Source organism: Hymenobacter mellowenesis (assembly GCF_030581005.1).
Lineage (GTDB): Bacteria > Bacteroidota > Bacteroidia > Cytophagales > Hymenobacteraceae > Hymenobacter > Hymenobacter mellowenesis.
In genome coordinates this window covers 350026-375291 of the sequence record NZ_JAUQSX010000002.1, presented here as the reverse complement: position 1 = coordinate 375291, position 25266 = coordinate 350026, and the positions used below count along the sequence as shown (strand labels likewise).

Genomic DNA, 25266 nt, shown 5'->3' with positions numbered 1-25266 from the left:
TTTAACTGATTCAGGCGCGGCGCACAGCGGGTTTGGCCGGCTTGGTTTTTTTAGAATTCTGAGACGGGTCGGGCTGATGGGTTTCTTTGGGTTTGGCGGGCGCTTTGGCGGCCGTGGCGGGCTTGCTGGCCGACGCGGCCGGCTTGCGCGCTTTGGCATTCGGCTTCACACCGGCCGAGCGTTCGGCCACCGTGGTTTGCACGTGGGCTTTCTCGCCGGCGGCAAAGGACTTGCGGGGTTTAGCCGCTTCCATCTCCACGGGCACCAGCAGCTTGTTCTCTTCCAGTTCGGTGTGTTCGGGCTCGGGCAGCGCTTGCGGGGCCGCCAGGCGCGGGCCCGATTCGGCCAGATTCAGCGTAATCATGTCGCCGCGCTTGATGGGCGCGCCCACCTGCAGCGACTGCTCGCGCACGCGGCCCGTGCCCACGGCCCGCACGTGCAGGCCCCGGTTTTCAAGCAAAAACAAGGCATCGCGCAGGCTCAGGCCGCGAACCTGAGGCACGCGCCCGGCGCGCACGGGGTTCACTACCAGCGCCACGGTACGGGCGTGGAAGGCCGTGTCGGAAGCCGCGCGCACCCATTCTTCACCGCCGGTGGCCTGGGTGTTGCCGGCCAGGCCCAGCTTCTGGCACACCAGGGCCAGCTCGTCCTGCATGCCGGCGCGCACCAGCGGCACGTGGCTCTTGTTGAGGCGGGCCTTGGCCAGCAGCGGGCGCTGGCTGAGCAGGTCGCGCGCCATGCACTTATCGGCCACCTCGCGGAACACCGGCGCGGCCACGTCGGCGCCGTAGATGCGGCCGTTGCGGGGCGAGTCAACAACCACAATGCAGCTGTACTTGGGCTTGTCGGCCGGGAAATAGCCGCAGAAGCTGGTCGAATACGTCTTGGTATACTGGCCGTTTTTGAACTTCCAGGCCGTGCCGGTTTTGCCGGCAATACTGTAGTCTTTAGGCCGGATGCTGCGGGCCGTGCCGGCCAGCACCACGCCTTCCATCATGGCTTTCACCTTGGCCAGCGTGGCATCGGAGCAGATTTTGGGGTTCAGCACCTTGGGCTCGTTGCGCTGCAGCACCTGGTCGGCCTGCTTGATTTCGCGCACAATCATGGGCTGCACCTTCACGCCGCCGTTTGCCACGGCGTTGTAGAGGGCCAGTGTCTGCAACGGGGCCAGCTTCAGCTCGTAGCCGATGCTCATAGTGGTGAGCGAGGTGCGGCTCCAGCTGCGGTCCTTGGGGTCTTTCACGTAGGGCACGGCCTCGCCGGCCATCTGGAAGCCAAGGGGCTTGTCGAGGCCGAACTTCTTCAGGTAGTCGGTGTATTCGGTGGGGTTGCCGGAGAAATACTTGTCCACCAGCTTGGCCACGCCGATGTTGCTCGACTTCTCAAACACCTGCTGCACCGTGATGCGGCCGTAGCCGTGCGAGTCCGATTTCACGGCCCCGCCCACGTACATGCGGCCGTTGCCGGTGTCCACCATGTCGTCGAGCGTCACGTTGGGCCGCGCCTCAAACAGGGCCATCATCGAGGCCAGCTTGAACGTGGAGCCCGGCTCGGTGCGGCCCTGGTCGGCAAAGGCGTAGTTGTAGTCCTCTTTATAGGTGTCGTCCGAAGCCTTGCCCAGGTTGGCTACGGCCTTGATTTCGCCGGTGGCCACTTCCATCAGAATCACGCAGCCGTACTGGGCGTTGTTATCGACCAGCGACTTGTAGAGGGCGTTTTCGGCCACGTCCTGCAGGTTGATGTCGAGCGTGGTTTTCACATCGTAGCCGGGGAGGGGCTTCACTTCAGTGCCGTCGAACACCGGCTTCACGCCGCCCGGCACCCGCTCAAACAGCGCCTCGCCGGCCTTGCCCGCCAGGCTCTGCTCGAAAGTGTATTCCAGGCCCGCGCCGTGCTTATCCTCGTTCACGAAGCCAATGGTGCGCTGCGCCAGCCCGCCAAACGGCCGGAAACGCTTGTCCACCTTCTCAAAAATGGCCCCGCCGCGGTTGCGCTTGGCCCGGAAAATAGGCCAGTTGGCCAGCTGCTTCTTCTCCTGGAAATTGATTTGCCGGGAGTTGAGGCGGATGTAGCGCAAAGCGGGCTCCTTAGCGCTGTGGGCATTCACCAAGCGGCGGCGGTACTCCTGCACGCTGCGGTCGCCGAAGAAGTGCGACAGGTGCCAGGCCAGCGAGTCCACATTGGCTTTGAACACCTCGTCGTCGACCACGCCCGGGTCCCATGCCACCCGGTAGAAGGGCAGCGAAGTGGCCATAATACTCTCGTTATCAGAGTAAATATTGCCGCGCGTGGCGGGTACCGGCTGGTAGCTGATGCGCCGCTCCTGCTCCAGGGCCCGCCACTTGGCGCCCTCCTGAAACTGAATTTTGGTGGCTTTCCAGAATATCGCACACGAAAAAACGGCGACCCCCAAAAAGGCCAGCCGCACTCGTGTAACAATGGATTTTTTAACGCTGCCTTTCATCGGGAATGGCTTCTAACGGCTGGCTTAACGGGCTGCTTCGCCTTGCGAGGCGCAGCTTTTGGAGTTGCCTTGGCTTTGGCGTTGGCCTTGCTCCCGGCAGTATTTTTCTTCGCGCTGGGTGCCGACTTAACGGACTTGCTTTTGGCGTTAGACTTCTGGGGTGCGGCGCGGGGCGTTGCTGCCGGCCGCGCCACGGGCGCCATGGCTGCCGCCGAATCCCCGTCCAGGGCCTGGGGCGGGGCAATGATTTCGGGGCCGCTGTCGACGCCGGTTTCCAGGGCTTCACGGCGGCGGCGGCCTGCTTGCACGTCGGCCTGCTCGGCAGCGGCCGAGTCGCGGGCGGCGCGGGCGGCCAGCGTATCGGCCGTGAGCACGGGCATCAATTCCAGTTCGGCGGCATCGAGGTGGCCCTTCGGCACCGTGATGCGGAAGGGCGGCGAGGAGCTTTCCACCAGCCCGAAAGCTGCCACCTTGCGGGCCACTTCGCTCTGCTTGCTGGCTTCCATGTAGTCCGATTTCAGGGTGGTGTAGTCGGCGCGCAGGTCTTCGGTTTCTTGCTTGAGGCGCAGGATGTTGCGGTTCATGCGGTTGCCGTAGTGCGTGTTGCCGATGTAGAGCAGTGTCAGGGCCATGATGAACAGCAGGTGCGGCAGGAAGCGCACCGGCAGGCCCTCCCGAAACAGGCCGTCCACACTGGTCATCCGGTCGAGCAGCGAAAACAGGCTCCACGAGCTGCGGGGCCGGGCCGGTTCGGGCGCGGGCTTGCGGGGGCGCTTCTCGCGCACCGGCGCGGGCTCCGGGGCAGGCGTGGGTTCTGGTGTGGGCGCTTCGACCACGGCGGCCTCGGGCAGCACTTCGGGCGCCGGCGGGGCTACCTCGCGGGGCACGTTGGCCCGGCGCGGGCTATCGGTGGGTCTGAGCGTATTGGCGGCCATGGCTACCTCTTAATTTTTGATTGCAACCCGCAATTTAGCACTTCGGGCCCGGCTATTCAGCGCGATTTCGGCGGCATCGGCCTCCTCAGGCTTGCGGTTGAGGGCCTCAAAGGGCTTGCTCTCATTGCCAAAGAAGTCTTTTTCGACGGTCCCAAAAAACTTGCCCTTGCCGATGAAATTCTTCACCAGCCGGTCTTCCAGCGAATGGTAGCTCATCACCACCAGCCGCCCGCCCGGCCGCAGCACCTCGGCCGTTTGCAGCAGCATCTCCTGCAAGGCCTGCATTTCCTGGTTTACCTCGATGCGCAGGGCCTGAAAAACCTGGGCCAGGTATTTGTTCTCCTTGCCGCGCGGCGTGCAGGGCTGAATGGCCTGTTTCAGTTCGCTAATGGTTTCGAGACGCCGCCCGCGCCGGCCCACCACCACGGCCTGGGCCAGGGTGCGGGCGTTGGTCACTTCGCCATACATGCCGAAGATGCGGTGCAGGTCGGCCTCTTTGTAATCGTTCAGCACGTCGGCGGCGGTGAGGGGCCCGTCGGGGTCCATGCGCATATCCAGGGGCCCGTCGAAGCGGGTTGAAAAGCCCCGTTCCGGCGTGTCGAACTGGTGTGAGCTCACGCCCAAGTCGGCTAGCAGGCCATCGACGGGCAATGCGTCAAGCGCTTGCAATTCAGCAGTTAAATCACGGAAATTAGCCTTAACAAATGTAAATTGTGGTCGAATTAACTTTTCTGCTTCGGCTTCTGCGTCGGCATCTTGGTCGAAGCTGTAGAGGTGGCCGGTGGTGAGGTTTTCTAGAATGCGGGCCGAGTGCCCTCCCCCACCGAAAGTTACGTCGACGTAGCGGCCGTCGGGGCGCAGGTCGAGCCCGGCCAAGCACTGGGCGAGCATCACGGGGCGGTGGTAGGCGGTATCGTTGGCGTAGTCGCTCATGCTGCGGGGCCGCTAGTCGCGGGTGTATCAACCGACAAAAACTTCTGGGCCAACTTACTAAAGCTTTGCTGGTCTTTAATCAGGTACTCGTCGTAGCGGGCGGGGTCCCAGATTTCGCACCGGTTGCCCAGGCCCACGATAATGGCTTCCTTCTCAATGCCCGCGTAGCGCAACATGCTGCGGGGCAGCATAAACCGATTGATAGAGTCCAGCTCTACCTCGGTCATGCCCCGGAAAAAGTTGCGCTGAAACTGCCGGTACTCTTCGTTGAATTCATCGAGCGCCATCACCTTTTCGTGGATGACCTGCCAGGCGGCCCGCGGGTACAGCACCAGGCAGGGCTCAAAGCCGCGCACGAGGATGAGCTGGTTGCCGGACTGCTCGGGCAGGTTGCCCTTCACTTTGGCCGGCAACACAAGCCGCCCCTTGGGGTCGAGCTTGCATTCGTATTCGCCGGACAACAGATTCATGGGCATCAGTCGCCGGGAAAAGGGAGGCGATATATGCAAATGTACAGGACTGGGTTCGAAATCCAACCACAATTTACCATTTCCTACCACAAAACGAAAATGCGGTTCTAGTGCCTGCTGAAGCACTTTTTGAATTGATTGCCCACTTATTTAATGCTGCCGGAATAAGCAGGCCATTGCTGGCTTGCCATTGTGTCAGGTGTTGGACAATGACCTTGAGGACGTACTCAATGCAAGGGCATTGGCCAGATTTTGCACCGCTGCCACCCGTTTTTCGCACCTTCCGGCAGGGCATCCTGGCTTACCTTTGTGGTAGTCATGCCCTGCCATTCTGTATTCCGTCGCTTCGTCAGCCTATTGCTGGCCGTGCTGGTGCTCACCACGTCGGTGGGCTTCACGGTGCAACGCCTGACTTGCCGCATGAGTGGCCGCATCACGGTGGCGCTTTCGGTGGCTGGGCGGGCCGATTTGCGCGGCTGCACTGATGAGATGACGCCAGCCACGCCCGTGGCCAAAGACAACTGCTGCGATTTCAGCAAGCAGTTACACAAGCTCTCGACCCCGTCGCATGAGCTGGCGGTGAAGGTGCTGGTGCTGGGGCCCATGCTGGCGTTGCTGCCGTCTACGCCGTCTTGGCCGAAACCGGCTTTTACCTCCCTCCCTCTCGCCAACGCGCCCCTTTGGTTCGCGGCCGATTCCTCGCCCCCGCCACGGGGTGGGCGCGGCTTGCTGGCGTTTGTCTGTACGCTGGTCGTCTAGAGGGTTTCTGAAAATGCCCTTGGCTGCGCGGTTGCGCAGAGGGCAGCATTGCGGTTTAGCGCCGCAATTATCTCAGAACGCCTTAACTTACAGACATTATGAAATCTATTCGCGGGGTATTCCCGCCGATTGCGCTTGTTACGCTGGTGGCCGCTGGCTTGTCGGCGCCCAAAGCCCGGGCTCAGGCCATTGCGCCGGTGCGGGGCGAAGTGACGGAGGCCGGCAAGGGCACTCCCCTGCCCGGCGCGGTGCTGCGCTGGCTCTTTGATGACGCCGACGCGAATGCGCCGGTGATAACCACCGCTTCGGATGCAGCCGGACGCTTCACCCTGCCCCGCCCAGCGCGGGCGGCCTCGCGTCTGGTGGTGCAGGCCCTGGGCTACCGCCCCGATACGTTGGCCGTGCCCACCACCGGCGCCCCGTACCTGCGGGCGGCACTGCGCCCCGGCCAGGAGCTCGGCGAGGTGATGGTGACCGACCGGGCTCCCTCCTATTCGTCGCTGACGCCGGCCAACGTGCAGATGATTTCGAGCCGCGACCTCACGAAATCGGCCTGCTGCAACCTGGCCGAAAGCTTCGAAACCAATGCCTCGGTGGAAGTCACGACGTCGGACGCCGTATCGGGTGCTAAGCAGATTCAGCTGCTGGGGCTCGACGGCAGCTACTCGCTACTTACTGTGGACAACCAGCCGGCCCTGCGCGGGTTGGCCGCTCCCTACCGCCTGGGCTACCTAGCCGGCCCGTGGATTGAGAACATTGAAATCATCAAGGGCACGGGCTCGGTGGTGAATGGCTACGAGGCCATCTCGGGCCAGGTGAACGTGAAGCTGAAGGAGCCGGAGAAAACCGACCAGTTGCTCTTCAACGCCTACGCCAACGAACTCGGCAAATTCGACGTCAACCTCAATACGTCGGCCCGCCTCAACGCCAAGTGGAGCACGGTGCTGCTGCTGCACACCGACCACCTCGGCAACCGGGTGGACTGGAATAAGGACGGCTTCCTGGATTTGCCGCTGGCCACGCAGTTCAATGCGTTCAATAAGTGGAAATACATCTCGGGCAAAGGCCTGGTGAGCGAGGTGGGCCTGGGCGCGCTGCGCGAAACCCGGCAGGGCGGCCAGCTCGATTTCCGCGATACCGGCGCCGAGGCCTTCACGCAGAGCTACGGCACCACGCAGGCCACCACCCGTTACACCGGCTACGCCAAGACGTCGTACACCTGGCCGTCGCGCCCGTTCCAGAGCTTAGGCTTGTTGCTCACCGGGACTGACCACGACTTCACCTCGCGGTATTCCTACGGCTACCAGACCCTGCACACGGACCACGACCCGAGCCTGCCGTTTTACTTCGTGTCCAACCCTTCGTCGCGCAGCTACGACGGTAACCAGCGCACCGGCCAGGCCACGCTGCTTTTCCAAAGCGCTCTGGGTAATACGGCGCACGTGTACCGAACCGGCCTAAGCTTTTTGTACGACAACTATGATGAACGCCTGACCGCGGGACGCACCTACCTCATCGAAACGCCGGCCGACGTGGAAGCCCGCGAGCACCGCACCCGGCGCGAGCTGGTGCCCGGCGCCTTCGCCGAGTATACCTACCAGAACAGCCGCAACCTGACCGTGGTGGCCGGCCTGCGCGCCGACCGCCACAACCTCTACGGCTGGCAGGTGACGCCGCGCCTGAACCTAAAGTACGACGTGCTGAAGAACACCGTGCTGCGCGCCGCTGCCGGCCGCGGCTTCCGGGTGGCCAACCCCATTGCCGACAACGCGGCCATGCTGGCCAGCGCCCGCGAGTTTGTCATTGCCCCCAACCTGCAACCCGAAAAAGCCTGGAACCTGGGCGGCAGCGCTACGCAGTACTTCACGGCGCTGGGCCGCCCGGCCACGTTCATCCTCGACTATTACCACACCGAATTCCAGAACCAGGTGGTAGCCGATATGTACACCTCGCCCAGCCTCATTGCCATCGACAACCTGCAGCCCGGCGGCCGGTCCTTCGCCCGCAGCCTGCAAGCCGAACTGCAGCTGGAACCGCTGAAAGGCCTGCAGGTGAAGGGCGCCTACAAGTACCTCGACGTGCGGACCACCTACGACAACGTGCTGTTGCCCAAGCCCCTCACGCCCGCCCACCGCGCCTTCCTAAACCTGGGCTACGCCAGCGCCTTCGATAAGTGGCGCGGCGATTTTACGGTGCAATGGTTTGGGCAGCGGCCGGTGGCGCACATCACGGCGGCGCATGCCCACGGCGCGACGCAGGAGTACCGCCCCGAAACCACGCCCCGCTACGCCTTGCTCAACGCCCAACTCACCCGCGGCTTCAAGCGCTTCGATTTGTATGCCGGCGTGGAAAACCTGACCAATTACCGCCAACCTAATCCGATTGAGGGCGCCGCCAACCCGTTTGGTCCGACGTTCGACGCAGCTATGGTATGGGGCCCCGTATATGGCCGCCTTACCTACGCGGGCCTGCGCTTCCGCATCGAATAAAGTAGCGCGTGGCCTTACTGGCTTCCGCAACACTGCGGATTAAAGCCCGCACCACTTACACTTATTCCAAATTTTTCCGGCAGCAATTTTGTTAGGCTGCCGTCATCCGCCTTCACTTTTCAACGATGAAATTCCTCCTCCCGCTTTCGCTTTCGTTCCTGTCGCTGCTCAGCATCTCGGCCACTGCCCAGACGCCCACGCCGGCCGCCGCTCAGACGTCGCCGAAAGGCACGGCCACCGCCAAATTCAAAACCTCGGCCGTGTGCGATATGTGCAAAGCGCGCATTGAAAAAAGCTTGGCTTATGAGAAAGGCGTGCAAAGTGCCGTGCTCGACGTTCCCACGCAAATCGTGACCGTTACTTATAAGACCGACAAAACCACGCCCGCCGCCCTGCGCACGGCCGTGCAAAAAACCGGCTACGACGCCGACGACCTCACCGCCGATACCCGCGCCTACAACCGCCTGCCCGACTGCTGCAAGAAAACCAACGCCGTCCACTAGGGACTGAATTGGATGTCCTAGGCATGGCTAGCTAAAATCTGTCATCCTGAGCGCAGCGAAGGGCCTTATCACGTCTTCATAAATCGTTCACTTCGCTGCGCTCAGGATGACAGATTTTAGCTAGCCAGCGCAACAAAAAGCCCCGCCCGGATTTCCCGGCGGGGCTTTTTGTTGCGCTGGCCGTAAGGCAAAGCAGCGGCCGGAGCCGCACTAAACTACAGCTTAACGGCAGTGGCTGGCTTGGCGGCAGGCTTCACGGCCGCCGTTTTGCCTTCCTTTTTCATGCAGCACGACGAACCGCCGGCCATGCCGCCTTTCATGGAGCAGGATTCTTTCTTGCCTTTTTTGCCGTCTTTGTCGTGGCCGTCGTGGGCGAAAGCGGTGGTGCCGGCAACGGCGAACAGAGCGAGAGCGAGCAGGGACTTTTTCATGGGGAAAGATGGGGGAATGAGGGGAAACAAAACCGGAAAACCGGGGGTTTTCAGGCTCTAAGATACGGACCGGAAGCGTAAGTTTTTCGGCCCGCGTATAAGTAGCTTCCGTTCCCTATTCCGCTCACCAACTGCTGCCTGCCCGGCGCGGGCTTCGGCCGGTGCGGTGCCGGGCGGCCCGCCGATGTCCCTCCGCCGATACGCTCACCTCACCCTGCTCGTGCTGGGCCTGCTCACGGCCGTGAGCGGCTATTTTGTGGCTCAGCTGCGCTTCAATTACAATTTCAACGACTTCTACCCCGCCGGCGACCCCGACTTGGACTACTACCAGGGCTACACCCGGCGCTTCGGCAACGACAACGACTACCTGCTGTTGGGCTTGGAAGCGCCGGCTGGCCAAACGGTGTTTGCGCCCGGCTTCCTGGCGCGCGTTGACTCACTCACCCGGCTGGCCCGGCGCGAGCGGCACGTGGTGGCCGTCACCTCCCCCACCACCATTGCCAACCCCGTGGTGGAGGGCCTGGGCTTCTTCAACCTCCCCTACCTGCACCCCGACGAGCCCGCGCGCCGCGGGCAGGATTCGACGCTGATATACCACACGCCCGGACTCGTGGGCAACGTATTCAGCCCCGATGCGCGGGCCGTAACGCTGGTTATCCAAACCACGCCCGACCTCAAAAAACCGCCCGGCGACTCGCTGCTGGCCACCTTACGCGGCGGTCTGGCGCGGCTCAACTTTCCAGAGAAAGACTACCATTTTGCCGGCCGCGCCGTGGCCCAGTCGGTGTTCGTGGATAGGCTGCAATGGGAGCTGGCCGTATTCATGAGTTTGTCGGTGCTGCTGGTCACGGGCCTGTTGTGGTTCACATTTCGGACGTGGTGGGGCGTGGTGCTGCCGCTGGTGGTGGTGCTGGGGGCCATTGTGTGGGGGCTGGGCGTGATGGGCGCCAGCGGAATCAGCATCGATTTGATGACGGCCCTGCTGCCGGTGATGATGTTCGTGGTGGGCACCTCCGACACCGTCCACATCATCACACGCTACGTGAGCGAGCTGGGCTACGGCGCCAGCAAGCGCGACGCGCTGTGGGTCACGCTCAAGGAATCGGGGTTTGGCTCAGGGTTGTCGGCGCTGACCACCAGCTTAGGCTTTTTCACACTGATGACCAGCACTATCCGGCCCATCTACAACTTCGGGCTGTTCACCGGCATTGCCGTGCTGCTGGCTTTCGTGCTCAGCTTCACGCTGCTGCCGGCGCTGCTCTTGCTGCTGCGGAAGCCCCAGCTGCGGGTGCCGCGCCAGCAGGGCCACAGCTGGGATGGCGTGCTGGGCCGCTTGTTCCGCACGGTGCTGGTGCGGCGGCGGCTGATTTTCGCGGTGAGCGGGCTGGTCATTGCCGCCTCCATCGGCTTGGCCACGCGAGTCCGCATCAACTCCGCCCTGCTCGACGACCTTTCCAAAAACGACCCCGTGCGGCTCGATTTCGCCTTTTTCGAGCAGAAGTTTGCCGGCGTCCGGCCCTTCGAGCTGGAGCTGAAACCGGCGGCCGGCCGCGACATCTACGACCTGGCCGTGCTACGCCAGACCGAGCAAATAGAGGGCTACCTGCAGCATACGTATGGCCTGCGCTTCGCCGCCTCGCCCGTCACGCTGGTGAAATCGGTGCGCAAGGCCCTCAACGGCGGCGGCCTGGCCGAGTACCGCCTTCCCGCCGACTCTACGGAGCTGGCCCGGCTGCGCGGCAAGCTCAGGCTCTTCCGCAAAAAGCCCGAATTCCGCGCCCTGGCTACCCCCGACGGCACGGCCGGCCGCCTCACCGGCCGCATGGCCGACGTGGGCAGCATCCGGGCCGACGCGCTGAACGACGGCCTGCGCCACTACCTGCGCACGGGCATCGACTCGACCGTGCTGCGCACCCGCCTCACCGGCTCCAGCAACCTGATTGACAAGAACAACGAGAACCTCACGCTGAACATGATAACCGGCATGAGCATCGACATTGTCATGGTCACGCTCATCGTGCTGGCCTTGTTCCGGTCGTTGCGCATGACGGTGGTGGTGCTCATTCCCAACCTCATGCCCATCCTCATCGTGGCCGGGGTGATGGGCCTGGCCGGCGTGAGCATGAAGGTGAGCACCAGCATCATCTTCACCATCGCCTTCGGCATCGCCGTCGACGACACCATTCACTTCATCAGCAAATTACGCCTCACGCTAACCCACGAGCCCAACCTCTTCAAAGCCGTGCGGCACACCTACCTGCTGGCCGGCAAAGCCGTCATCGTCACCTCGCTCATTTTAGTCGGCGGCTTCTCCACGCTGCTGTTCTCGTCCTTCGACGGCACGTTTTACGTGGGCCTGCTCATCGGCCTCACGCTGCTCTTCGGCGTGGTAGCTGAATTGACGCTGTTGCCGCTGTTGATACTATTTTTTTATAAACACAAACCCAAGTCCGTTATTGCCGAAGAAATGGCGCTGCCACAGCCATAAGGAAATAGCAATTTGAATTCACGAACAGTGTAACGTCTCCCAGTTAGCGCTATCTGCTTTCGTCATACGAAGAGGCGTATGGGATGGGTACCTGCGTTGTATAGTTGCATCAGTTGGCGGGTAACTTATATGAATCGAATTAATGCGTACGCACTCGTGGGTTTGCTATTGTCGGGATGCCATGAGTACCACAATTCGCTTCAAGACCAGCAACTATATCATAAGCACCGGGCAGAACGGGCCTATACAGTGGTGGTGCAACACGATGAATGCACTTATTGTGGCGAGGCGCTTTTCAAGCCAATGATACCTGTACCTGAAAGCCTTAAAAAAAGCTTGGGAGATACACTGACAAACGATGCGCTAACATTAGTCGGCAATTTCCCGCACGATTTACTCGATTCAAATTCACTCTTTTTTACGGACCCTTCTATTCTGACTGGTAAAATTATTGGCATCGACACGACCAACGGCTCTGAGTGGTATCCCCGCTTCTATGTAGAAACTTGGGAGTATGCGAATTAATTAAACAACCAACACCTCACTATTCATCCACTAGTGGCATTTTGATTCAAATGCCTTCTGTCCGATACATCACATCCGAGCGCAGCACGTATTTCACCCCCTGCGTCACCTCACTGCCTTCGTGGAAAAGGCTGTGCAGGAAGATGAGCGCCATGCCCTGCCGCGGCCGGATGCGCAGCCCGCGAAATGCGGTGTCGCCGCCCTGGAAGTTGTCGTTCAGATACACCATGAAGGTGAAGTAACTGGCCTCGAGCTCGTTGCGGATGTAGCTTTCATCGAAATGGCCTTTGAACTGGTGCCCACGCTGGTAGCGGTAGAATCGGAACAATTCGTTGAGGCCGATGGGGCGGCTGTGGCCCAGCTGCTGAGGCACGAAGGGTTGGAGCTTTTCCCACAGCGTCTGGGCCAGTTCCTCGCTCTTGTAAAACGCCCGGTTGTTGTTGCGAATGTCCGTGCGCACTTTGGCCCCGCCGGATGTATTCACTTTTGCCAGCTCGTACCCAATTTTTTCGCTGAGCACAAGGTTTTCCAGGCATTCCTGCCGGGTGAGAAAGTCCTCGACCGTAAAAATGGAATCTGTTATCTGGGTAAATTTCATGCGGCAAAATAGCTAGTAGCGGTCAGTCGCTTCCAACTCAAGTGGACCAACTTAACAATTCATGCATTAGCTTTGCAATTCAAAGTTCTTTTTACAATCATGAGCTATTTCGTCGCTCCCGATTCCATCGTCCGCCGCATCTGGGGCTCGGCCGATACCGTGCTGTTCATCTTTGCCGGGGCGGCGGCCGAGTTTGCCCTCAATAAGGCCGTGGACTGGCTTTACTTCACCGGCCGCCTGCCCGCCGCCCCGCTCGACCGCCTGTTCTCGACCGTCGACTACGCCCGCCGCATCGTGTTTGCTGACCGCGCCGGGGCCGAGAAAGCCATCGACACCATCGCCGCCATCCACGGCGCGGTGGAGGCCAAGCGTGGCCGGGCCATTCCCGATTGGGCCTACCGCGACGTGCTGTTCATGCTCATTGGGTATTCTATTCGGGCTTTTGAAGTGCTGGAACGGCCCCTCACGGAAACGGAGTGCGCCGAAATCATGGCCGTGTTCACGCGGGTGGGCCAGCGCATGGGCATTCCCGGCCTGCCCACCACCTACGCCGCTTGGCAGCCAGCTCGGCAGCAGCATCTGGCCGAAAACCTGGCTGTAAGTGTCTATTCAGCCGATTTATACGTGCAGTACCGCAAGCACCTCGGTGGCCCGCGCTACCAACTGCTGCGGGCCGTGCAGGGCCTAGTGGTGCCGCCTGGCGTACGTAAGTTGCTCGCGTTGCCCCCCGGCGCGCTGATACAACCGGCCGTGGCTTTCTACCGCCGCACCAAGCAATGGCCCGCCAGCCAGTGGGCTAAAAACGCCATGCTCCCGGCCCAATACCAGGCCCGCATCCACGCCCTAGATGCCGTGCCGGCCGGAAAACCCGCCGTGGCGGCGCAGCCTTCGCTCATGCGCTGCCCCATGGGTTACTCCCACTAAGCCGGGCTGGTGATGCGGCTCCGGTTTGAGAAACGGTACTTCTTGCTGGCCAGTGGCTTACTGGCGCTCGAAGTTGTCATTGCGCTTTACCTGCACGATAAAATCATCCGGCCCTATGTGGGTGATTTCCTGGCGCCCGTATTCCTCTACTGCCTCGTTTGCAGCGGCTTGGCCGTAGCGCCCATGCGCGCGGCGGCAGGGGTGCTGCTCATCTCCTATCTGATTGAATTTCTACAGTATTTCCACTTTTTAAGCTGGCTGGGCTGGCAGCACATCCGGGTGGCAACGGTGCTGCTGGGCAATCATTTTGAGTGGAGCGACCTGCTGGCTTACACCGGCGGGGTGGCGCTGGTTTTGCTGGTGGAGCAGATGCGCGGGCCCCGGTCCCTGGCCCCAAACGGAATTGGCGGTTCTGCAGCTTAGGCCCTGGCGGGCGGGAACTAATGTTTTGCCGGTAGGATTGCGGGCTGAAGCTTATTTTTACCAAAAAACCGCGATGAAAATTAATTTAGCCCCCGGCCTGCTTCGGTTCCTTTTCCTGCTATTGGTTGGCTCGGCCAGCCTAGTGGCCACTTCCTGTAAGAAGGACGGGCCCGAATTTGAGGACTTCAGCGCCAGAGACGAAAGTCAGATTAAAGATTACCTGACCAGCAAAAACATCGTCACTGCCCAAAGACAGGCTTCCGGCCTCTATTTCCTGCCGGTTCGGACCAACGCGAACGCCAAGAAAATCACGCTGGGCACCACGGTGTCGGTGCTCTATACCGGCCACCTGCTCGACGCGGCCGGCACGGTGTTCGATGCTACTTCGCTGCACAACAACAAGCCCATCACCTTCATGGTGGGCGCCGGCAACCTCATTCCCGGTTTCGAGGAGGGCATTTCCCTGATGCACATCGGCGACAAAGCGGAGCTGCTGTTACCTTCCGCGCTGGCCTACGGCTCCAACACGGTGAGCGGAGCGATTCCGGCCAATTCGGTGGTGCGCTTCGAGGTGGAAGTGCTCGACTTTGCGGTCATCGACGACAACCTCATCACAGATTACCTTTTGGCACGCAACATCACCACGGCCCAGAAACAAGCTTCGGGCCTGTACTTTCTGCCCATCACCACCAATGCCAATGCCGTGCGGCCCACCACCGGCTCCACGGTGGTAGTGCAGTATACCGGCCGCCTGCTCGATGCCGCGGGCACCGTGTTTGATGCCTCCACGCCCACCACGCCCCTTACGTTCCGATTTGGCAACAAGCAATTGATTGCCGGTTTTGAAGAAGGCATTGGCCTGATGCACAAGGGCGACCGGGCCGAGCTACTGATTCCGTCGGCCCTGGCCTACGGGCCCCAGGGCTCCGGCACCCGCATCGAGCCGAACACCGTGCTACGCTTCGAAGTGGAATTGGTGGATGTGCGCTAAGCGCTGACTGTTTCCACACCGCTACTACCTGAAAAGCCGGGCCCCGACACAAGCGTCGGGGCCCGGCTTTTTCGCTGCATGACCGATTCAACCGTTGCAGAATACCTGTCGCGGGGCACCTATCGGGACCATTTCATGTCCGTGTAGCGGGCAACGGCTATTTTTACTCAGTTAATTCACTCAAAAAACGCATGAAATCCCCATTTCCAACCAGCATTCTTCAGTTCGTATTCCTGGTGCTGCTCGGCTTTGCCACCCTGGTCACCACGGCTTGCCAGAAAGACGAAACCACCGATTATGCCCCCATCGACGAGGATATTATCAAAAAATACATCGCTGATAACAAAATCACCAATGCCCAGCGCCAGAGCTCGGGCCTGTACTATGTGCCCGTAACAACTGTGCCCGCGGGCCAACGCGCGGTGGCCGGCAAAACGGTTTCGGTGCTCTACACCGGCACTTTTCTCGATGGTAAAGTCTTCGATGCCACCAAGAACCAGTACACGCCCTTCAACTTTTTGCTGGGCAACAACGAAGTCATCAAGGGCTGGGACGAAGGCATTGCCCTCATGCGCAAAGGCGAAAAAAGCGTGCTGCTGATTCCTTCCGGCCTGGCCTATGGCGCCCGCAGTGCAGGTTCCATTCCGCCCAACACCGTGCTGCGGTTCGAGGTGGAGCTGGTAGATATTAAGTAATCTAGTAAAGCCACCGCACAGATAAAGGCCGTCATGCTGAGCGGAGCCGAAACATTTCTACCGCATTGGTAAATCCTTTTGATTGGATTACTACTGCGGCAGAGATGTTTCGGCTCCGCTCAGCATGACGGCCTTTTTCTCGACTTCCCCCTCAAACAGCCTCCTGCCCGTTCCCGGCTACGCGCGCCAGCATAGCGGCATGGTGCGGCGCGCGCTGCAAAATAGCTTCGTTGCCGAGCAGCACCAGCTGCTGGCGGGCCCGCGTGAGGGCCACGTTGAGCTTGCGGTCGACGGTGCCGTCCTCGTTGGGCGACACCATCAGCTCCAGCTGGTGCTCGTGGTGGCAGCAGAAGCTCACGATGATGACGTCGCGCTGCGAGCCCTGGTAGCGCTCTACGGTATCGACGCTGACCTGCGCGAGGGCGGGCAGGGCCAGTTCCTCCGCCAACGCTGCCAGCCGCGCGCGGATGAGGGCGGCCTGGTTGCGGTAGCTGGCGATGATGCCCAGCGTGGTGTCGGGGTTGAAATTGGGGCCGTAGCCTTGCAACACGTAGGCGGCAGCGCGGGCCGCCAGGTCGGCCTCCTGGGCCGATTCTTTCATCGACAAATCCTCGGGCTGGCGGTGCGTGGGCACGAACACCAGGCGCCGTTGGCTCATTTGACCGGTCAGGGCATCGGTGGCGGCGGGCCAGGCGGTGCGGTTCAGCGGCTCGTGCTGCCAGGGCAGGGGGCAGCGCAGCAGGCCGTTGTAAAAGTCGTCGTTCACCAGGGCTACCAGCTCGGTGTGCATACGGTAGTGGTCGGCGAGGGTGCCGTGGGCGTGGGGCCAGTGCGCTTCGGCCCGCTTGAACAGGCGCTCGAAGTAGGAGTTGCGCATGTTGCTCAGGCCCAGCTCCTGCTGCAGTAGCTCGGCTACTTCTTCGGCCACGGCGCTGGCTTCGGGCTCCTGCGTCACCACGGCCGGCAGCTGGCGGTGGTCGCCAATGAGGATGAACTTGTTGACTTTCGAGAGCAGGCTCAGCATGGGCGCTTCCAGCACCTGGCTGGCTTCGTCCACCACGGCCAGGTCGAACTGCTTGAGGGTGAACAGTTCGGGCTTGCCCAGCAGGCTGGCCACGGTGCCCACGTAGAAGGGGCAGTTCTTGAGCCGGTCGCGCACGGCCTGGCGCGTGAGGCAGTCGCGCAGCATGTTATCCAGCAAATAGGGCCGGTAGTGGGGCGCCGTGCCCAGCCGCGAGCCCACCCGAATAAAGGGCAGCCCGGCGTCCACCAGTTGCTCGCAGATTTCGTCCACGGCGCGGTTGGTGTAAGCGGCCAGCAGCGTGTGCTTGTCCTGCTTATACAGGCGTTCGGCCAGCTCGCGCAGCACGGCGCGGGTTTTGCCGGTGCCGGGCGGGCCGCAGAGCACAAACCAATCGGGCGCGGCCAAGGCGCGGGCCACCACGTCGGGCGCCGTGGTAGCAGGCTCTGAGGCGGGCGTCCAGAACTCGGGCTCGGGCAGGCGCGGGCCGGTGCGGGCCAGCAAGCGCTGGCGGCGCTCCGGCGCCAAACTCAGGAAGGCCGAAATACTGGCCCACTCGCGGCGAAAGGTATCGTAGGTATCGGGCTCCAGGGCCCAGTGCGAGTGGCCGTGCAGGTAGCGCGGCGCCAGCCGACGGTTGCGGATGGACAGCACCACGCGGCCATCGGTGCCCAGGTCTTCGGCGAGGACGACTTTCACGACCTGGCTATCGAGTGGACTTAAGGGCTTGGGGGCTTGGAGAATTGGGGTTTCGTTGTTTGAATCCGCTCCTACATCGGCGGTTGCGCTGGCTTTTCTGCGCGGGTATAATATCAAGGTATCGCCGGCCCGGAAATTGACCTCCCGGCCCCCGGCCTGGCGCTGGAATACCAAGTGCGGGCCCAGGCCGTCGCGGACGTCGTCGTCGGCATTGCTTTGGTCTTCGATTAATTCCAGCTCATCAAGCAGGCTGAAATTCTGGTGTTTGCGAGCCTGGGGTAGCAGCCAAAGGCCGGCCTGGCCGCCGGCGTCGCCGGGGCGGGCCTCGTCGCCAAGCAGGGTCAGACGCATTTCGCGGGCTGAGAACCGAATCAGCTCAAGGCAGTAGGCACGCTCCACGGAGTCGGCGGCAGCCCAGGCGTTGGCTACGTGCTGGGCTTTGTCGCGTCCAAAGCTGGGCAGGCCGGCCAGATTGGGCTGGATAACGGGCGCGAGCAGCTGGCGCGTCTGGCGCGGGCCGGTGGCGCGGGCCAGCTGCAGCTCCACGCCCACCAGCTGGTTGCGGGCATTGAGCAGGCGGTCGATGAGGTTCTGGTCCTGGTCGACGCGGCGCACGGCCGACTGCCCGTCGGTGGCATTGGAATACAGAATGCTGGTGCGGCCCCGGCCGGCGGTTTCGCCATCGGCCCCAAACACCGATTCGAGCAGCAGGCGGTAGAGCTGGGCCTGGGCCGTGTGGTTGGTCCAGGGCGGGCCGCCGGGTACCGATTTCGAGCTTTTGAGCTCGATGAGGTCGTAGCCGGTGGGGCTTTCGTGCAGCAGGTCGAGGCGGCCCTGCAGGCCGTAGGTGGCCGAGAGGAAGGTGGGTTCGAGGAAGCAGTCGGCCACGCGCAGGCGCTGCTGCTGGTAACCGGTGCGGCTGTCGGCCACGAAGCCGCGCAGCTGGGTGTCGCGCAGGGTGCGGTGGTGGCGGCGCAGGTCGTTGAACAGCTCCGGCACGCCGTTGCGGGTCTGGAACTCCGGCAAGGTGCTCAGCGCCAATGGCTGGAGGCGGAACAGGCGCTTGTGGAGGAAGTGCTCCAGGTCGAATTCGGAGCGGCTGTCGATGCCCCCTACCGGAGCCTCCCCCCCCGGCCCCCTCTCCGATGGAGAGGGCGAGTCGAACGACGTGCTGGTGGCAAAGGTGTTTTTGGCGAAGCCCTGGCCGGGGCGACCTTTATCCAACAGTGTGGCCAGTGCCGACATGCGTTCTTGCATATTGGCTACTTCGGTTTTGGTTTTCAGCTCCTCGTAGCGAGCGGCGTGGCTCACTTCCTCGTCCAGCAGCATGTTCACCAGGTTGCCGAACACCAGCGGTCGCGAGGTTTCGTCGGGCAAAAAGGCATTGATAAGGGCCCATTCGGGAATGGTGCCGTCCTTCTGGGCGCACTCGGCAATGGTGGTGACGTTGATGAGGTAATCGGGCTCCAGTACCACACGGCGCGGCTTCACCCGTCCATCGGGCAGCAGCACTGGGCCGATGAGGTGCAGCGTGGGGTGCAGCACGGCGGCCGTGGGCAGCAGGCTGGCGTAGGCTTCGGGCAGGAGCAACTCGAAGGGGCCGGCGGGGCGGCCATCGGCGGGCTGGTCCAATTCTACGGTCAGCTCGCCGGTGGCCAGGTTGGTGGCCAGCACGTGCACGCGCCAGGCTTCCAGGGGAGTGGCGGGCGGCAGCGGGGCCACAGCCAGCGCGGCTTCAAAGGCGGCCTGCTCGTTGTCTTCGAGGCCGGCATCGGGTGGCAACTGCAGGGCCGGGCCGTCGTAGAGCACGGTGGTCAGCTTCTCAATCAGTTCCACCACGGCGCCGAAGCCGGATACTACTTCGGCCACGGTGCCAGGGTAGCTTTCGTGCAGCACCAGGTTGGCGCTCAGGCGCAGGGCTTGCAATTGGTGGCGCAGGCGGCCAGTGAGCTCATGCTCGTAGGCCACGAAACCAATGGCCTGGCTGAGGTTGGCGAAGGCTACGCCCCGGCGCTTATACTCGTCGCGCAGCACGGTTTCGAGCAGCTTGCGCAGGCGCGGGAGCTGGTCGGCGGGGGCGGCCGTAGCATCGGTGGCCAGCGCGGCGAGGCGTGGAAAGTAGCGGGCGGGCATAGGTTTCAGCGGTAGAACAAGGTTAAAAGTACCGCCGGGAGAGGGATTTTATCGTCAAAACGACTTTAGAACGTCATGCAGCGCGCAGCGAAGCATCTTGCCCGCAGAAGTAATTCAATAGACCCGCAGAAGTAATTCAATAGAAAGGTTACTTCAGAGGTAAAGATGCTTCGCTGCGCGCTGCATGACGTTCCCTGATTGTTATCTCAGACTACCGATTCTCTACTCCCCTACTCGCTCAAACACTTCGCCGTCGGCCAGTTCGTAACGAACCAGGCCGGCCTGTTTGTCCCAGTGAAAGGATTTCATGCGGCCGGTGCCGTAGTTTTTGGCGTTCTGGCCGTCGCGGAAAACGTAGGCCGCCGGGTAGGTTTTGCCGGTGCTCAGAGTGCAGGGTTCCGGCACCAGCACGTCGGTGGGGCCAATTTTCTGGCCGGCGGGCAGGGGGTACTCCAGGCCGGAAATGCTGAACTGGAGCCGGGCGGGCACATTGGGCCTTATTTTGTCGGCGCTGATGCTGAAATGGGGCAACTTCGGGTCGTATTCCGTGGCCGACGTCAGGCCATACTGCACGTGAATGGGCTGGTAATTCCCTGCCTCCAGCTTGTTGCAGTCGGTGTTGTTGAACCACTCGCGCTGCTCAATCAGCGTCATGGTGTTGGTGTGGCCGCGGTTGCTGCGAAAGGCAATTTGCTTGCCCGCCGGGTGCGCCGGAAACCAGGCCCGTTCGTCGGGCGTGAGAAGAACCTGCTCGCAAGGCCCGCAACCGGAAACCAGCAACGACAAAAACGACAGTAGCTTTTTCATACCGCGCGGCGGGCCCGGGGGTGTTTGCCCGGCCCCACCCCACGGGCATACGCAGCCGGCTACGGCCGGGATTAGGGCTAGCGGGCCGGGGCCAGGCCTTTAGGCGCTTTCAGGTCGGCTTCTTCGTACATGTTCAGGTAGAGTTTCAGCGGCTCTTTGCGGCCGCGCCACGTCACGGTGTAGATGTCGAGCTGGCCTTCGTTGTCGATGCCGCCAGCCGGGATTTTGAACGCGCAGCAGCTGCCCTGCAACTGGTATTCAATGGCTTGGCCACCGGGGCCCCGCAGGGCATTGAGGTAGCGCTGCTCGTTGCGCACGCCGGCTTCGCGGCCACCGCCTACCCGCACGGGGTTGTTTTCCGTAAAGCCGTACGACTCGTCGTCGCTGGTTTCCTGAATCAGGAAGGGCAGCACGCCGCTTGCGCCCTTCTCGTGCAACCCTTCGGAAACGGCGCCGCCGTAGGTGGGCGGCGTTTTCAGGCGGGTGGTTTCACAGCTCCACACGGCCAGCGCGCCGCCTAGCAAGGCGGCCGCTTTCTTCATTACCTCTTTCTTCTTCATGCGAATCCTTCTCTTTCCCTGGTCTGCAAAAGTGCAACGCAACTTCCGAATCCCACTGTTTCAGCTGCTCCTATTGGCTACGGCCGGGCTCGGGCGGCCGGCGGCGGCCCAGGCGCCCGCCGTCACCCCCGACTCGCCCCTGCCCCGCCTGCTGGCCGAGCGCAAGACCCTCACCGACCGCTACCGCGACGCCAGCGCCCAGCGGCACAGCCTGTTCGGCAACAAGCCCTCGAAGAAAGACCTGCAGGAAGTGGTGGACGCCCTGCAGGGCATTGTGGACAAGGACCAGCAAATCGTGAACGTGCTCAACGAAACAGCCCAGAAAGCCACCACCACCTCCGTGCGCCTGGCCGCCACCACCACCCAGCTGCAAAGCACCAGCCGCGACGACCGCAACCTGACGTCGCAGCGCCTGTCAGAGGTCGAAAACGAAGCCAGCAACCTGCGTCAGCGCGAAAAGCAGCAGTTGGCCAAAATGCGCGACCTGGAAGCTGAGGTGACCGAAGCCAAGCAAGGCCATTTCGTGCGCGACGCCCTGATTGCCGGGCTGGCGGTGCTGTGCGTGGGCCTGGTGGTGGCGCTACGCCGGCGCCGGTGACCGTACTTTCGGGTCATGTCAGATACTTTTCCCTTCCAAACAGTCCCCGCCCCGCCGCCCATTTCGCCCGAGTACGAGGTACTGGTTTTTGCCGATGTGGGCGGGCTGGAGGACTACTACCGCTTGTTTCAGCACTTTGGCTTTGGGGGCACGGCGGCCTCCTGGGTCGAGCATCTGGAGACGATTGTGGAAGAACATTGCCCTGCCCTGCTTGAAGAAGTAGAATTTACGGAAAGCAGCGGCGCCTTTGTGGCCTACGCCGCTAGCCCGGCGATTGCCGAGCAGTTTCTGGCCTGCGTGCGGCCGTATTTCGGTTCGTTGGAACTGCTGCGCAAGTATCTGGGGCAGGCCGACCCGGGTGACTTTTTTGCGTGAGCAGTTGGGGCATTACACGAGGCATTGACCTTCAGGCTGAGCGCCGCCGAAGCTGCTCTGCCGCAATGGCAAATCAATCTGCCACTTATGCGGTAGAGCAGCTTCGGCGGCGCTCAGCCTGAGGGTTTGACCGCCTCAAATAGCCGGCCTCGAAACCCCAGGATTCCCTGCTACTTTTGGAGCCTACCCCGCCCCGCATGATTACCTATTCCGAAGCGCAGGCCCTCGCCCTCATCACCGACCCTGGCACCCTCAAACGGGGTCAGGAACTGCTGAAACCAGCCAAATGGGCCAATCTGGGCCGCACCGATACGGCCGCTTGGGGCGAGTGCGCCGGCAGCGGCAGCAAGCCCTACCTCACCGGCATCGACCTCACGGAGCCTGCCTTCAAGTGCAGCTGCCCGAGCCGCGTTTTTCCCTGCAAGCACGGCGCGGGCCTGCTGCTGCTCATGGCCCGCCAACCAGAATTATTGGTCGGAAACATGCCCCCGGTCTGGCTGACTGAATGGCTGGAAAAACGCCAGCAAACGCAGGAGAAGAAGGCTGAGAAACCCGCCTCTAAAGCGGCCAAAGCCACTGCCGCGGCTGAGTTGCTAGCCGACGAAACCAGCCCTGATTCTTCATTACCCGGGCCGGAAACGGCGACCGACGAAGCCGCCGGTCTGTCATTCCAAAGTCAGGCCGCACCGGCCGTCGACCCCAAGCGCCTGACCCGCATGGCTGCCGGGGCCGAAGAACTCACGGCCTGGCTCGAAGACCTGATGCGCGCCGGCCTGGCCGCGCTCGATAAGCAGCCAACTACCTTCTGGGAAAACCAGGCCGCCCGATTGGTCGACAACCAGCTGCCCGGGCTGGCCGCGACCGTGCGCGAGCTGGCCCCCCTGCGCCACGCCCACGCCGACTGGCCCGGCCGCCTACTCGGCCGCCTCGGCGAACTGTATTTGCAGGTGCGGACTTTCCAAAACTTGCCCCGCCTCCGCCCCGATGCCCGGGCCGAGGTGCTCCAGCAAGTCGGAGTCAACCTGAAAAAGGAAGACCTGCTGGCCACTGCCACCCCGATTTCCGACGCCTGGCGCGTGCTGGGCCAGTTCCGCTGGGAGGAAGACCGCCTGACCGCCCGCCGCACCTGGCTGCTGGGCCGCGACACCGGCCGCACGGCCCTGGTGCTGGAGTTTTCGTTTGGCAGCCAGCCTTTCAGCACGCCGTTTATACCACACGGCGCCTATTTGGGCGAACTGGCCTTTTACCCCGGCCTACTGCCGTTGCGGGCGGCGCCGGTGCAGGTGAAATTTGATGGTACAGTGCCCGCCCATGCAGTGCCCGCGGGCCAGTCCATCAGCCAGCTGCTGCAGGACTATGCCAGCGCCTTGGCCCGCCAGCCCTGGCTGCGCGAGTGGCCCGCCACGCTGGCCCAGGTGCTGCCTGCCCCACTACCCGACGGCCGCTGGCAGCTGCACCACGCCACCGAAACCGACACTTTGCCGCTGCGCTTTATTGAGGAAGATTTTGGCTGGCAGCTGCTGGCTGAAAGCGGTGGTCATCCGATAACGCTATTCGGCGAGTGGGACGGGCAGGCATTCCGGCCGCTGAGCAGCTGGCTGGGAAATTCATCCTTCCCATCGACCTCACCCCCTGACCCCCTCTCCAAAAAAGAGGGGGCACCGGCCCGTGAGGACGATTCAATGGTTGAACTCGCAAGGAACATGTCCGGTGCCCCCACTTTTTTGGAGAGGGGGTCAGGGGGTGAGGTCGAAGCGGGCGGCGCGGTGCCGCCGCAAGGCGCGCAGCTTCTGCGCATTGCCCTGCTCGGCACCCGCCAAAGCGGCGAGCCCATCCCCGCCTTTCCCACCCCTGCCGACACCCTAGAACAACAGCTGCTGCTGGCCGCCGGCACGCTGGCCCTGATGCGCAAGGCGGGCTACGAGCCGGCCTCGGCTGCTGGCCCGGCCCTGGCGCCCTCGCCGCCTGAGCTGCTGCCCGTCGTCGGCCCCAAAGGCACCAGCCACCTGCACCAGATGCTGGTCAACTCCCTGCATCTGGAGTTGCTGCCCGACTACCTCACCCGCCTCGCCGGGCGCGACCTGCGGGTGCCGCCGGCCCTGCTGGTGCCACTGCTGCGCCACGCCACGCGCTCCACCGAAACCCGGGCCGCGCTGGGGCCAGTGCTGGGGGCGCGGGGCCACTGGCTGGCCGCGCTGAACCCCGAATGGAGCAAGCTGGGGGACAACCTGCCCGCGCCCACCGCCTCTGGCACCGACCTGACCACCTGGGAAACCGGCCCCTCCGCCGCCCGTCTGGCCTGGCTCAACCAGCATTTTGACCAGATGCCCGAGGCGGCCCGCGCTCTGCTCCTGGCCGCCTTGCCCACCGAGCCAGCCAAAATGCAGGAAGCCCTGCTCAACATCCTGGCCCGCCACCTGCACCCCGACGCCGAGCCTACCCTCGAAGCCCTGCTCAAAGCGCGGGGCCAGGACGTGCGCCGCCGCGCAGCCGAGCTGCTGGTGCAGATTCCCGGCGCCGCCCTCATCGAGCGGCTGTGGGCCCGCGCCGCGCCGCTCATCACGGCCAAACGCAAGCTGCTGGGCCTCGGCAAGCCCACCCTGGAAATCACCCTGCCCACCGCCTGGGACAAATCCTGGCTGCTCGACGGCATTGAGGAGATAACCGCGCGTTATGAGTACCGCATCAGCACCACCGTGGGCCTGCAAACCACGCTGGGCCCGGCGGCGGGCCGCCTCGGCAACCTGGTCGGGCTGCTGCCGCCCCGGCGCTGGACCGCCCACCTCGGCCTCACGCCCGGCGAGCTGCTCGCGGCGGCGCTGGCTTCGGAATGGGCGCTGCCCCTGCTGCCGGGCTGGGCGCACAGCACCCTGCTACACCGCGATGCCGCGTTTGCCGGCGCTTTCCTGCAGCTGTGGCAGGAAGACCTGCCCGCGCTGGACCGCGCCAATTGCGCCCGCGGCATCGAGTGGGGCCAGCTGGCCGCCCTGCTGCCCGCCGCCGACCAGCGCACCCTGCTGCTGGCGCCCACGCTGGAACGGGTGCGCCGCCAGCAGGCCGACTGGGCATTGGGCCTCGATTTCGTGCCCGCGCCCTGGCCCCGCGCCCTCAGCAGCGCCGTGCTCGACGCCATCACCCGCCAGCTAACCAAAACGGCCGTCGTGTACGAGGTCAACGCCCCACCCTACCACCTGCGGCAGCTGGCCTGGCTGCTGCCCCAAACCGTGGCCCCTAACCTCGCTCCCGCCGATGTGGCCTGGGCCATTCAGCAGGTCGAAGCCATCGACCAGGCCCACTCGGTTTTTCAGCCCCAGCTCCATACGTTTGTCGATACCCTGCGCTTCCAGGCCGATTTGGAATCGTCGCTGAGCGAGTGATTACGGTCATGCAGAGCGCAGCGAAGCATCTCGCGTGCCACCACTAATCCAATCGATTGAAATACTAG

21 protein-coding genes are annotated in these 25266 nt (G+C 62.8%); 12 read left to right on the top strand and 9 right to left on the bottom strand.

The window, feature by feature from the left end:
- Window positions 1-10 precede the first annotated feature (10 nt).
- From Q5H92_RS05590 to mraZ, 4 genes are read right to left on the bottom strand one after another with little or no spacing between them, the layout of a single operon-like run.
- Window positions 11-2464, bottom strand: a complete 2454-nt coding sequence (locus Q5H92_RS05590) for a PASTA domain-containing penicillin-binding protein (protein WP_369811118.1) — start codon at window positions 2462-2464, stop codon at window positions 11-13.
- A complete protein-coding gene (locus Q5H92_RS05585) occupies window positions 2461-3399 on the bottom strand; it encodes an FtsL-like putative cell division protein (protein WP_305010510.1) in 939 nt (312 codons plus the stop codon). Before Q5H92_RS05585 ends, Q5H92_RS05590 begins: the two co-directional genes overlap by 4 nt.
- Before the next feature lie 9 nt (window positions 3400-3408).
- The gene (gene rsmH / locus Q5H92_RS05580; protein ID WP_305010509.1) at window positions 3409-4332 is read right to left on the bottom strand and encodes a 16S rRNA (cytosine(1402)-N(4))-methyltransferase RsmH; all 924 of its coding nucleotides are present in this window, start codon (window positions 4330-4332) and stop codon (window positions 3409-3411) included.
- Window positions 4329-4802 (bottom strand): division/cell wall cluster transcriptional repressor MraZ, encoded by a 474-nt coding sequence (gene mraZ, locus Q5H92_RS05575; RefSeq protein WP_305010508.1) that lies wholly within the window; start codon window positions 4800-4802, stop codon window positions 4329-4331. The genes rsmH and mraZ overlap by 4 nt, the downstream gene beginning before the upstream one ends.
- A gap of 318 nt (window positions 4803-5120) precedes the next feature.
- Between mraZ and Q5H92_RS05570 the strand changes: the two genes are divergently transcribed.
- The 3 genes from Q5H92_RS05570 (at window position 5121) to Q5H92_RS05560 (ending at window position 8553) form a co-directional block, all read left to right on the top strand.
- On the top strand, window positions 5121-5561 hold the full coding sequence (locus tag Q5H92_RS05570) for an HYC_CC_PP family protein (protein ID WP_305010507.1): 441 nt from the start codon (window positions 5121-5123) through the stop codon (window positions 5559-5561).
- A gap of 98 nt (window positions 5562-5659) precedes the next feature.
- A complete protein-coding gene (locus Q5H92_RS05565; RefSeq protein ID WP_305010506.1) occupies window positions 5660-8050 on the top strand; it encodes a TonB-dependent receptor in 2391 nt (796 codons plus the stop codon).
- Window positions 8051-8175: 125 nt separating this feature from the next.
- Window positions 8176-8553, top strand: a complete 378-nt coding sequence (locus tag Q5H92_RS05560) for a heavy-metal-associated domain-containing protein (RefSeq protein ID WP_305010505.1) — start codon at window positions 8176-8178, stop codon at window positions 8551-8553.
- A 215-nt stretch (window positions 8554-8768) separates the two neighbouring features.
- Here the strand turns inward: Q5H92_RS05560 and Q5H92_RS05555 are convergent, their stop codons facing one another.
- Complete coding sequence (locus tag Q5H92_RS05555; protein WP_305010504.1) at window positions 8769-8984, bottom strand: hypothetical protein; 216 nt, start codon at window positions 8982-8984, stop codon at window positions 8769-8771.
- Between the two features lie 184 nt (window positions 8985-9168).
- Here Q5H92_RS05555 and Q5H92_RS05550 point away from each other — a divergent pair, with 184 nt between their 5' ends.
- Both Q5H92_RS05550 and Q5H92_RS05545 read left to right on the top strand, forming a co-directional pair.
- A complete protein-coding gene (locus tag Q5H92_RS05550; protein ID WP_305010503.1) occupies window positions 9169-11472 on the top strand; it encodes an efflux RND transporter permease subunit in 2304 nt (767 codons plus the stop codon).
- A 129-nt stretch (window positions 11473-11601) separates the two neighbouring features.
- Window positions 11602-11997, top strand: a complete 396-nt coding sequence (locus Q5H92_RS05545; protein WP_305010502.1) for a hypothetical protein — start codon at window positions 11602-11604, stop codon at window positions 11995-11997.
- A 46-nt stretch (window positions 11998-12043) separates the two neighbouring features.
- On the opposite strand, the gene Q5H92_RS05540 is transcribed toward Q5H92_RS05545, so the two are convergent.
- On the bottom strand, window positions 12044-12595 hold the full coding sequence (locus Q5H92_RS05540; protein ID WP_305010501.1) for a prolyl hydroxylase family protein: 552 nt from the start codon (window positions 12593-12595) through the stop codon (window positions 12044-12046).
- A gap of 99 nt (window positions 12596-12694) precedes the next feature.
- Here Q5H92_RS05540 and Q5H92_RS05535 point away from each other — a divergent pair, with 99 nt between their 5' ends.
- The 4 genes from Q5H92_RS05535 (at window position 12695) to Q5H92_RS05520 (ending at window position 15628) form a co-directional block, all read left to right on the top strand.
- The gene (locus Q5H92_RS05535) at window positions 12695-13519 is read left to right on the top strand and encodes an oxygenase MpaB family protein (RefSeq protein ID WP_305010500.1); all 825 of its coding nucleotides are present in this window, start codon (window positions 12695-12697) and stop codon (window positions 13517-13519) included.
- A 12-nt stretch (window positions 13520-13531) separates the two neighbouring features.
- Window positions 13532-13942: a ribosomal maturation YjgA family protein gene (locus tag Q5H92_RS05530; RefSeq protein ID WP_305010499.1), complete on the top strand. Its 411-nt coding sequence runs from the start codon at window positions 13532-13534 to the stop codon at window positions 13940-13942.
- 73 nt (window positions 13943-14015) lie between these two features.
- Window positions 14016-14933 (top strand): FKBP-type peptidyl-prolyl cis-trans isomerase, encoded by a 918-nt coding sequence (locus Q5H92_RS05525; protein ID WP_305010498.1) that lies wholly within the window; start codon window positions 14016-14018, stop codon window positions 14931-14933.
- 191 nt (window positions 14934-15124) lie between these two features.
- The gene (locus Q5H92_RS05520) at window positions 15125-15628 is read left to right on the top strand and encodes an FKBP-type peptidyl-prolyl cis-trans isomerase (protein WP_305010497.1); all 504 of its coding nucleotides are present in this window, start codon (window positions 15125-15127) and stop codon (window positions 15626-15628) included.
- Between the two features lie 151 nt (window positions 15629-15779).
- Here Q5H92_RS05520 and Q5H92_RS05515 read toward each other — a convergent pair whose 3' ends face one another.
- The 3 genes from Q5H92_RS05515 to Q5H92_RS05505 form a co-directional block, all read right to left on the bottom strand.
- The gene (locus Q5H92_RS05515) at window positions 15780-19481 is read right to left on the bottom strand and encodes an AAA domain-containing protein (RefSeq protein ID WP_305010496.1); all 3702 of its coding nucleotides are present in this window, start codon (window positions 19479-19481) and stop codon (window positions 15780-15782) included.
- A gap of 222 nt (window positions 19482-19703) precedes the next feature.
- Window positions 19704-20288 carry a hypothetical protein gene (locus Q5H92_RS05510; RefSeq protein ID WP_305010495.1) on the bottom strand — a complete coding sequence of 195 codons (585 nt, stop codon included), beginning with the start codon at window positions 20286-20288 and terminating at the stop codon, window positions 19704-19706.
- 77 nt (window positions 20289-20365) lie between these two features.
- Window positions 20366-20848, bottom strand: a complete 483-nt coding sequence (locus tag Q5H92_RS05505) for a hypothetical protein (protein ID WP_305010494.1) — start codon at window positions 20846-20848, stop codon at window positions 20366-20368.
- Between Q5H92_RS05505 and Q5H92_RS05500 the strand changes: the two genes are divergently transcribed.
- The 3 genes from Q5H92_RS05500 to Q5H92_RS05490 all read left to right on the top strand — a co-directional run bounded on the left by Q5H92_RS05500 (window position 20847) and on the right by Q5H92_RS05490 (window position 25198).
- Window positions 20847-21446 carry a hypothetical protein gene (locus Q5H92_RS05500; RefSeq protein WP_305010493.1) on the top strand — a complete coding sequence of 200 codons (600 nt, stop codon included), beginning with the start codon at window positions 20847-20849 and terminating at the stop codon, window positions 21444-21446. The genes Q5H92_RS05505 and Q5H92_RS05500 overlap by 2 nt on opposite strands.
- Window positions 21447-21461: 15 nt before the next feature.
- On the top strand, window positions 21462-21821 hold the full coding sequence (locus tag Q5H92_RS05495; protein WP_305010492.1) for an Imm51 family immunity protein: 360 nt from the start codon (window positions 21462-21464) through the stop codon (window positions 21819-21821).
- Window positions 21822-22018: 197 nt separating this feature from the next.
- Window positions 22019-25198 (top strand): DUF5691 domain-containing protein, encoded by a 3180-nt coding sequence (locus Q5H92_RS05490; RefSeq protein WP_305010491.1) that lies wholly within the window; start codon window positions 22019-22021, stop codon window positions 25196-25198.
- Window positions 25199-25266: the final 68 nt, after the last annotated feature.

Bases quoted from the DNA above. Each gene is read 5' to 3' on its own strand.
- Q5H92_RS05495 (WP_305010492.1), top strand. From the start codon at position 21,462: ATGTCAGATACTTTTCCCTTCCAAACAGTCCCCGCCCCGCCGCCCATT.
- Q5H92_RS05505 (WP_305010494.1), bottom strand. From the start codon at position 20,848: ATGAAGAAGAAAGAGGTAATGAAGAAAGCGGCCGCCTTGCTAGGCGGC.
- Q5H92_RS05555 (WP_305010504.1), bottom strand. From the start codon at position 8,984: ATGAAAAAGTCCCTGCTCGCTCTCGCTCTGTTCGCCGTTGCCGGCACC.
- Q5H92_RS05550 (WP_305010503.1), top strand. From the start codon at position 9,169: ATGTCCCTCCGCCGATACGCTCACCTCACCCTGCTCGTGCTGGGCCTG.
- Q5H92_RS05500 (WP_305010493.1), top strand. From the start codon at position 20,847: ATGCGAATCCTTCTCTTTCCCTGGTCTGCAAAAGTGCAACGCAACTTC.
- Q5H92_RS05525 (WP_305010498.1), top strand. From the start codon at position 14,016: ATGAAAATTAATTTAGCCCCCGGCCTGCTTCGGTTCCTTTTCCTGCTA.
- Q5H92_RS05585 (WP_305010510.1), bottom strand. From the start codon at position 3,399: ATGGCCGCCAATACGCTCAGACCCACCGATAGCCCGCGCCGGGCCAAC.
- Q5H92_RS05590 (WP_369811118.1), bottom strand. From the start codon at position 2,464: ATGAAAGGCAGCGTTAAAAAATCCATTGTTACACGAGTGCGGCTGGCC.
- Q5H92_RS05530 (WP_305010499.1), top strand. From the start codon at position 13,532: ATGCGGCTCCGGTTTGAGAAACGGTACTTCTTGCTGGCCAGTGGCTTA.
- Q5H92_RS05540 (WP_305010501.1), bottom strand. From the start codon at position 12,595: ATGAAATTTACCCAGATAACAGATTCCATTTTTACGGTCGAGGACTTT.
- Q5H92_RS05560 (WP_305010505.1), top strand. From the start codon at position 8,176: ATGAAATTCCTCCTCCCGCTTTCGCTTTCGTTCCTGTCGCTGCTCAGC.
- rsmH (WP_305010509.1), bottom strand. From the start codon at position 4,332: ATGAGCGACTACGCCAACGATACCGCCTACCACCGCCCCGTGATGCTC.
- Q5H92_RS05520 (WP_305010497.1), top strand. From the start codon at position 15,125: ATGAAATCCCCATTTCCAACCAGCATTCTTCAGTTCGTATTCCTGGTG.
- Q5H92_RS05515 (WP_305010496.1), bottom strand. From the start codon at position 19,481: ATGCCCGCCCGCTACTTTCCACGCCTCGCCGCGCTGGCCACCGATGCT.
- Q5H92_RS05545 (WP_305010502.1), top strand. From the start codon at position 11,602: ATGAATCGAATTAATGCGTACGCACTCGTGGGTTTGCTATTGTCGGGA.
- mraZ (WP_305010508.1), bottom strand. From the start codon at position 4,802: ATGAATCTGTTGTCCGGCGAATACGAATGCAAGCTCGACCCCAAGGGG.
- Q5H92_RS05570 (WP_305010507.1), top strand. From the start codon at position 5,121: ATGCCCTGCCATTCTGTATTCCGTCGCTTCGTCAGCCTATTGCTGGCC.
- Q5H92_RS05510 (WP_305010495.1), bottom strand. From the start codon at position 20,288: ATGAAAAAGCTACTGTCGTTTTTGTCGTTGCTGGTTTCCGGTTGCGGG.
- Q5H92_RS05490 (WP_305010491.1), top strand. From the start codon at position 22,019: ATGATTACCTATTCCGAAGCGCAGGCCCTCGCCCTCATCACCGACCCT.
- Q5H92_RS05535 (WP_305010500.1), top strand. From the start codon at position 12,695: ATGAGCTATTTCGTCGCTCCCGATTCCATCGTCCGCCGCATCTGGGGC.
- Q5H92_RS05565 (WP_305010506.1), top strand. From the start codon at position 5,660: ATGAAATCTATTCGCGGGGTATTCCCGCCGATTGCGCTTGTTACGCTG.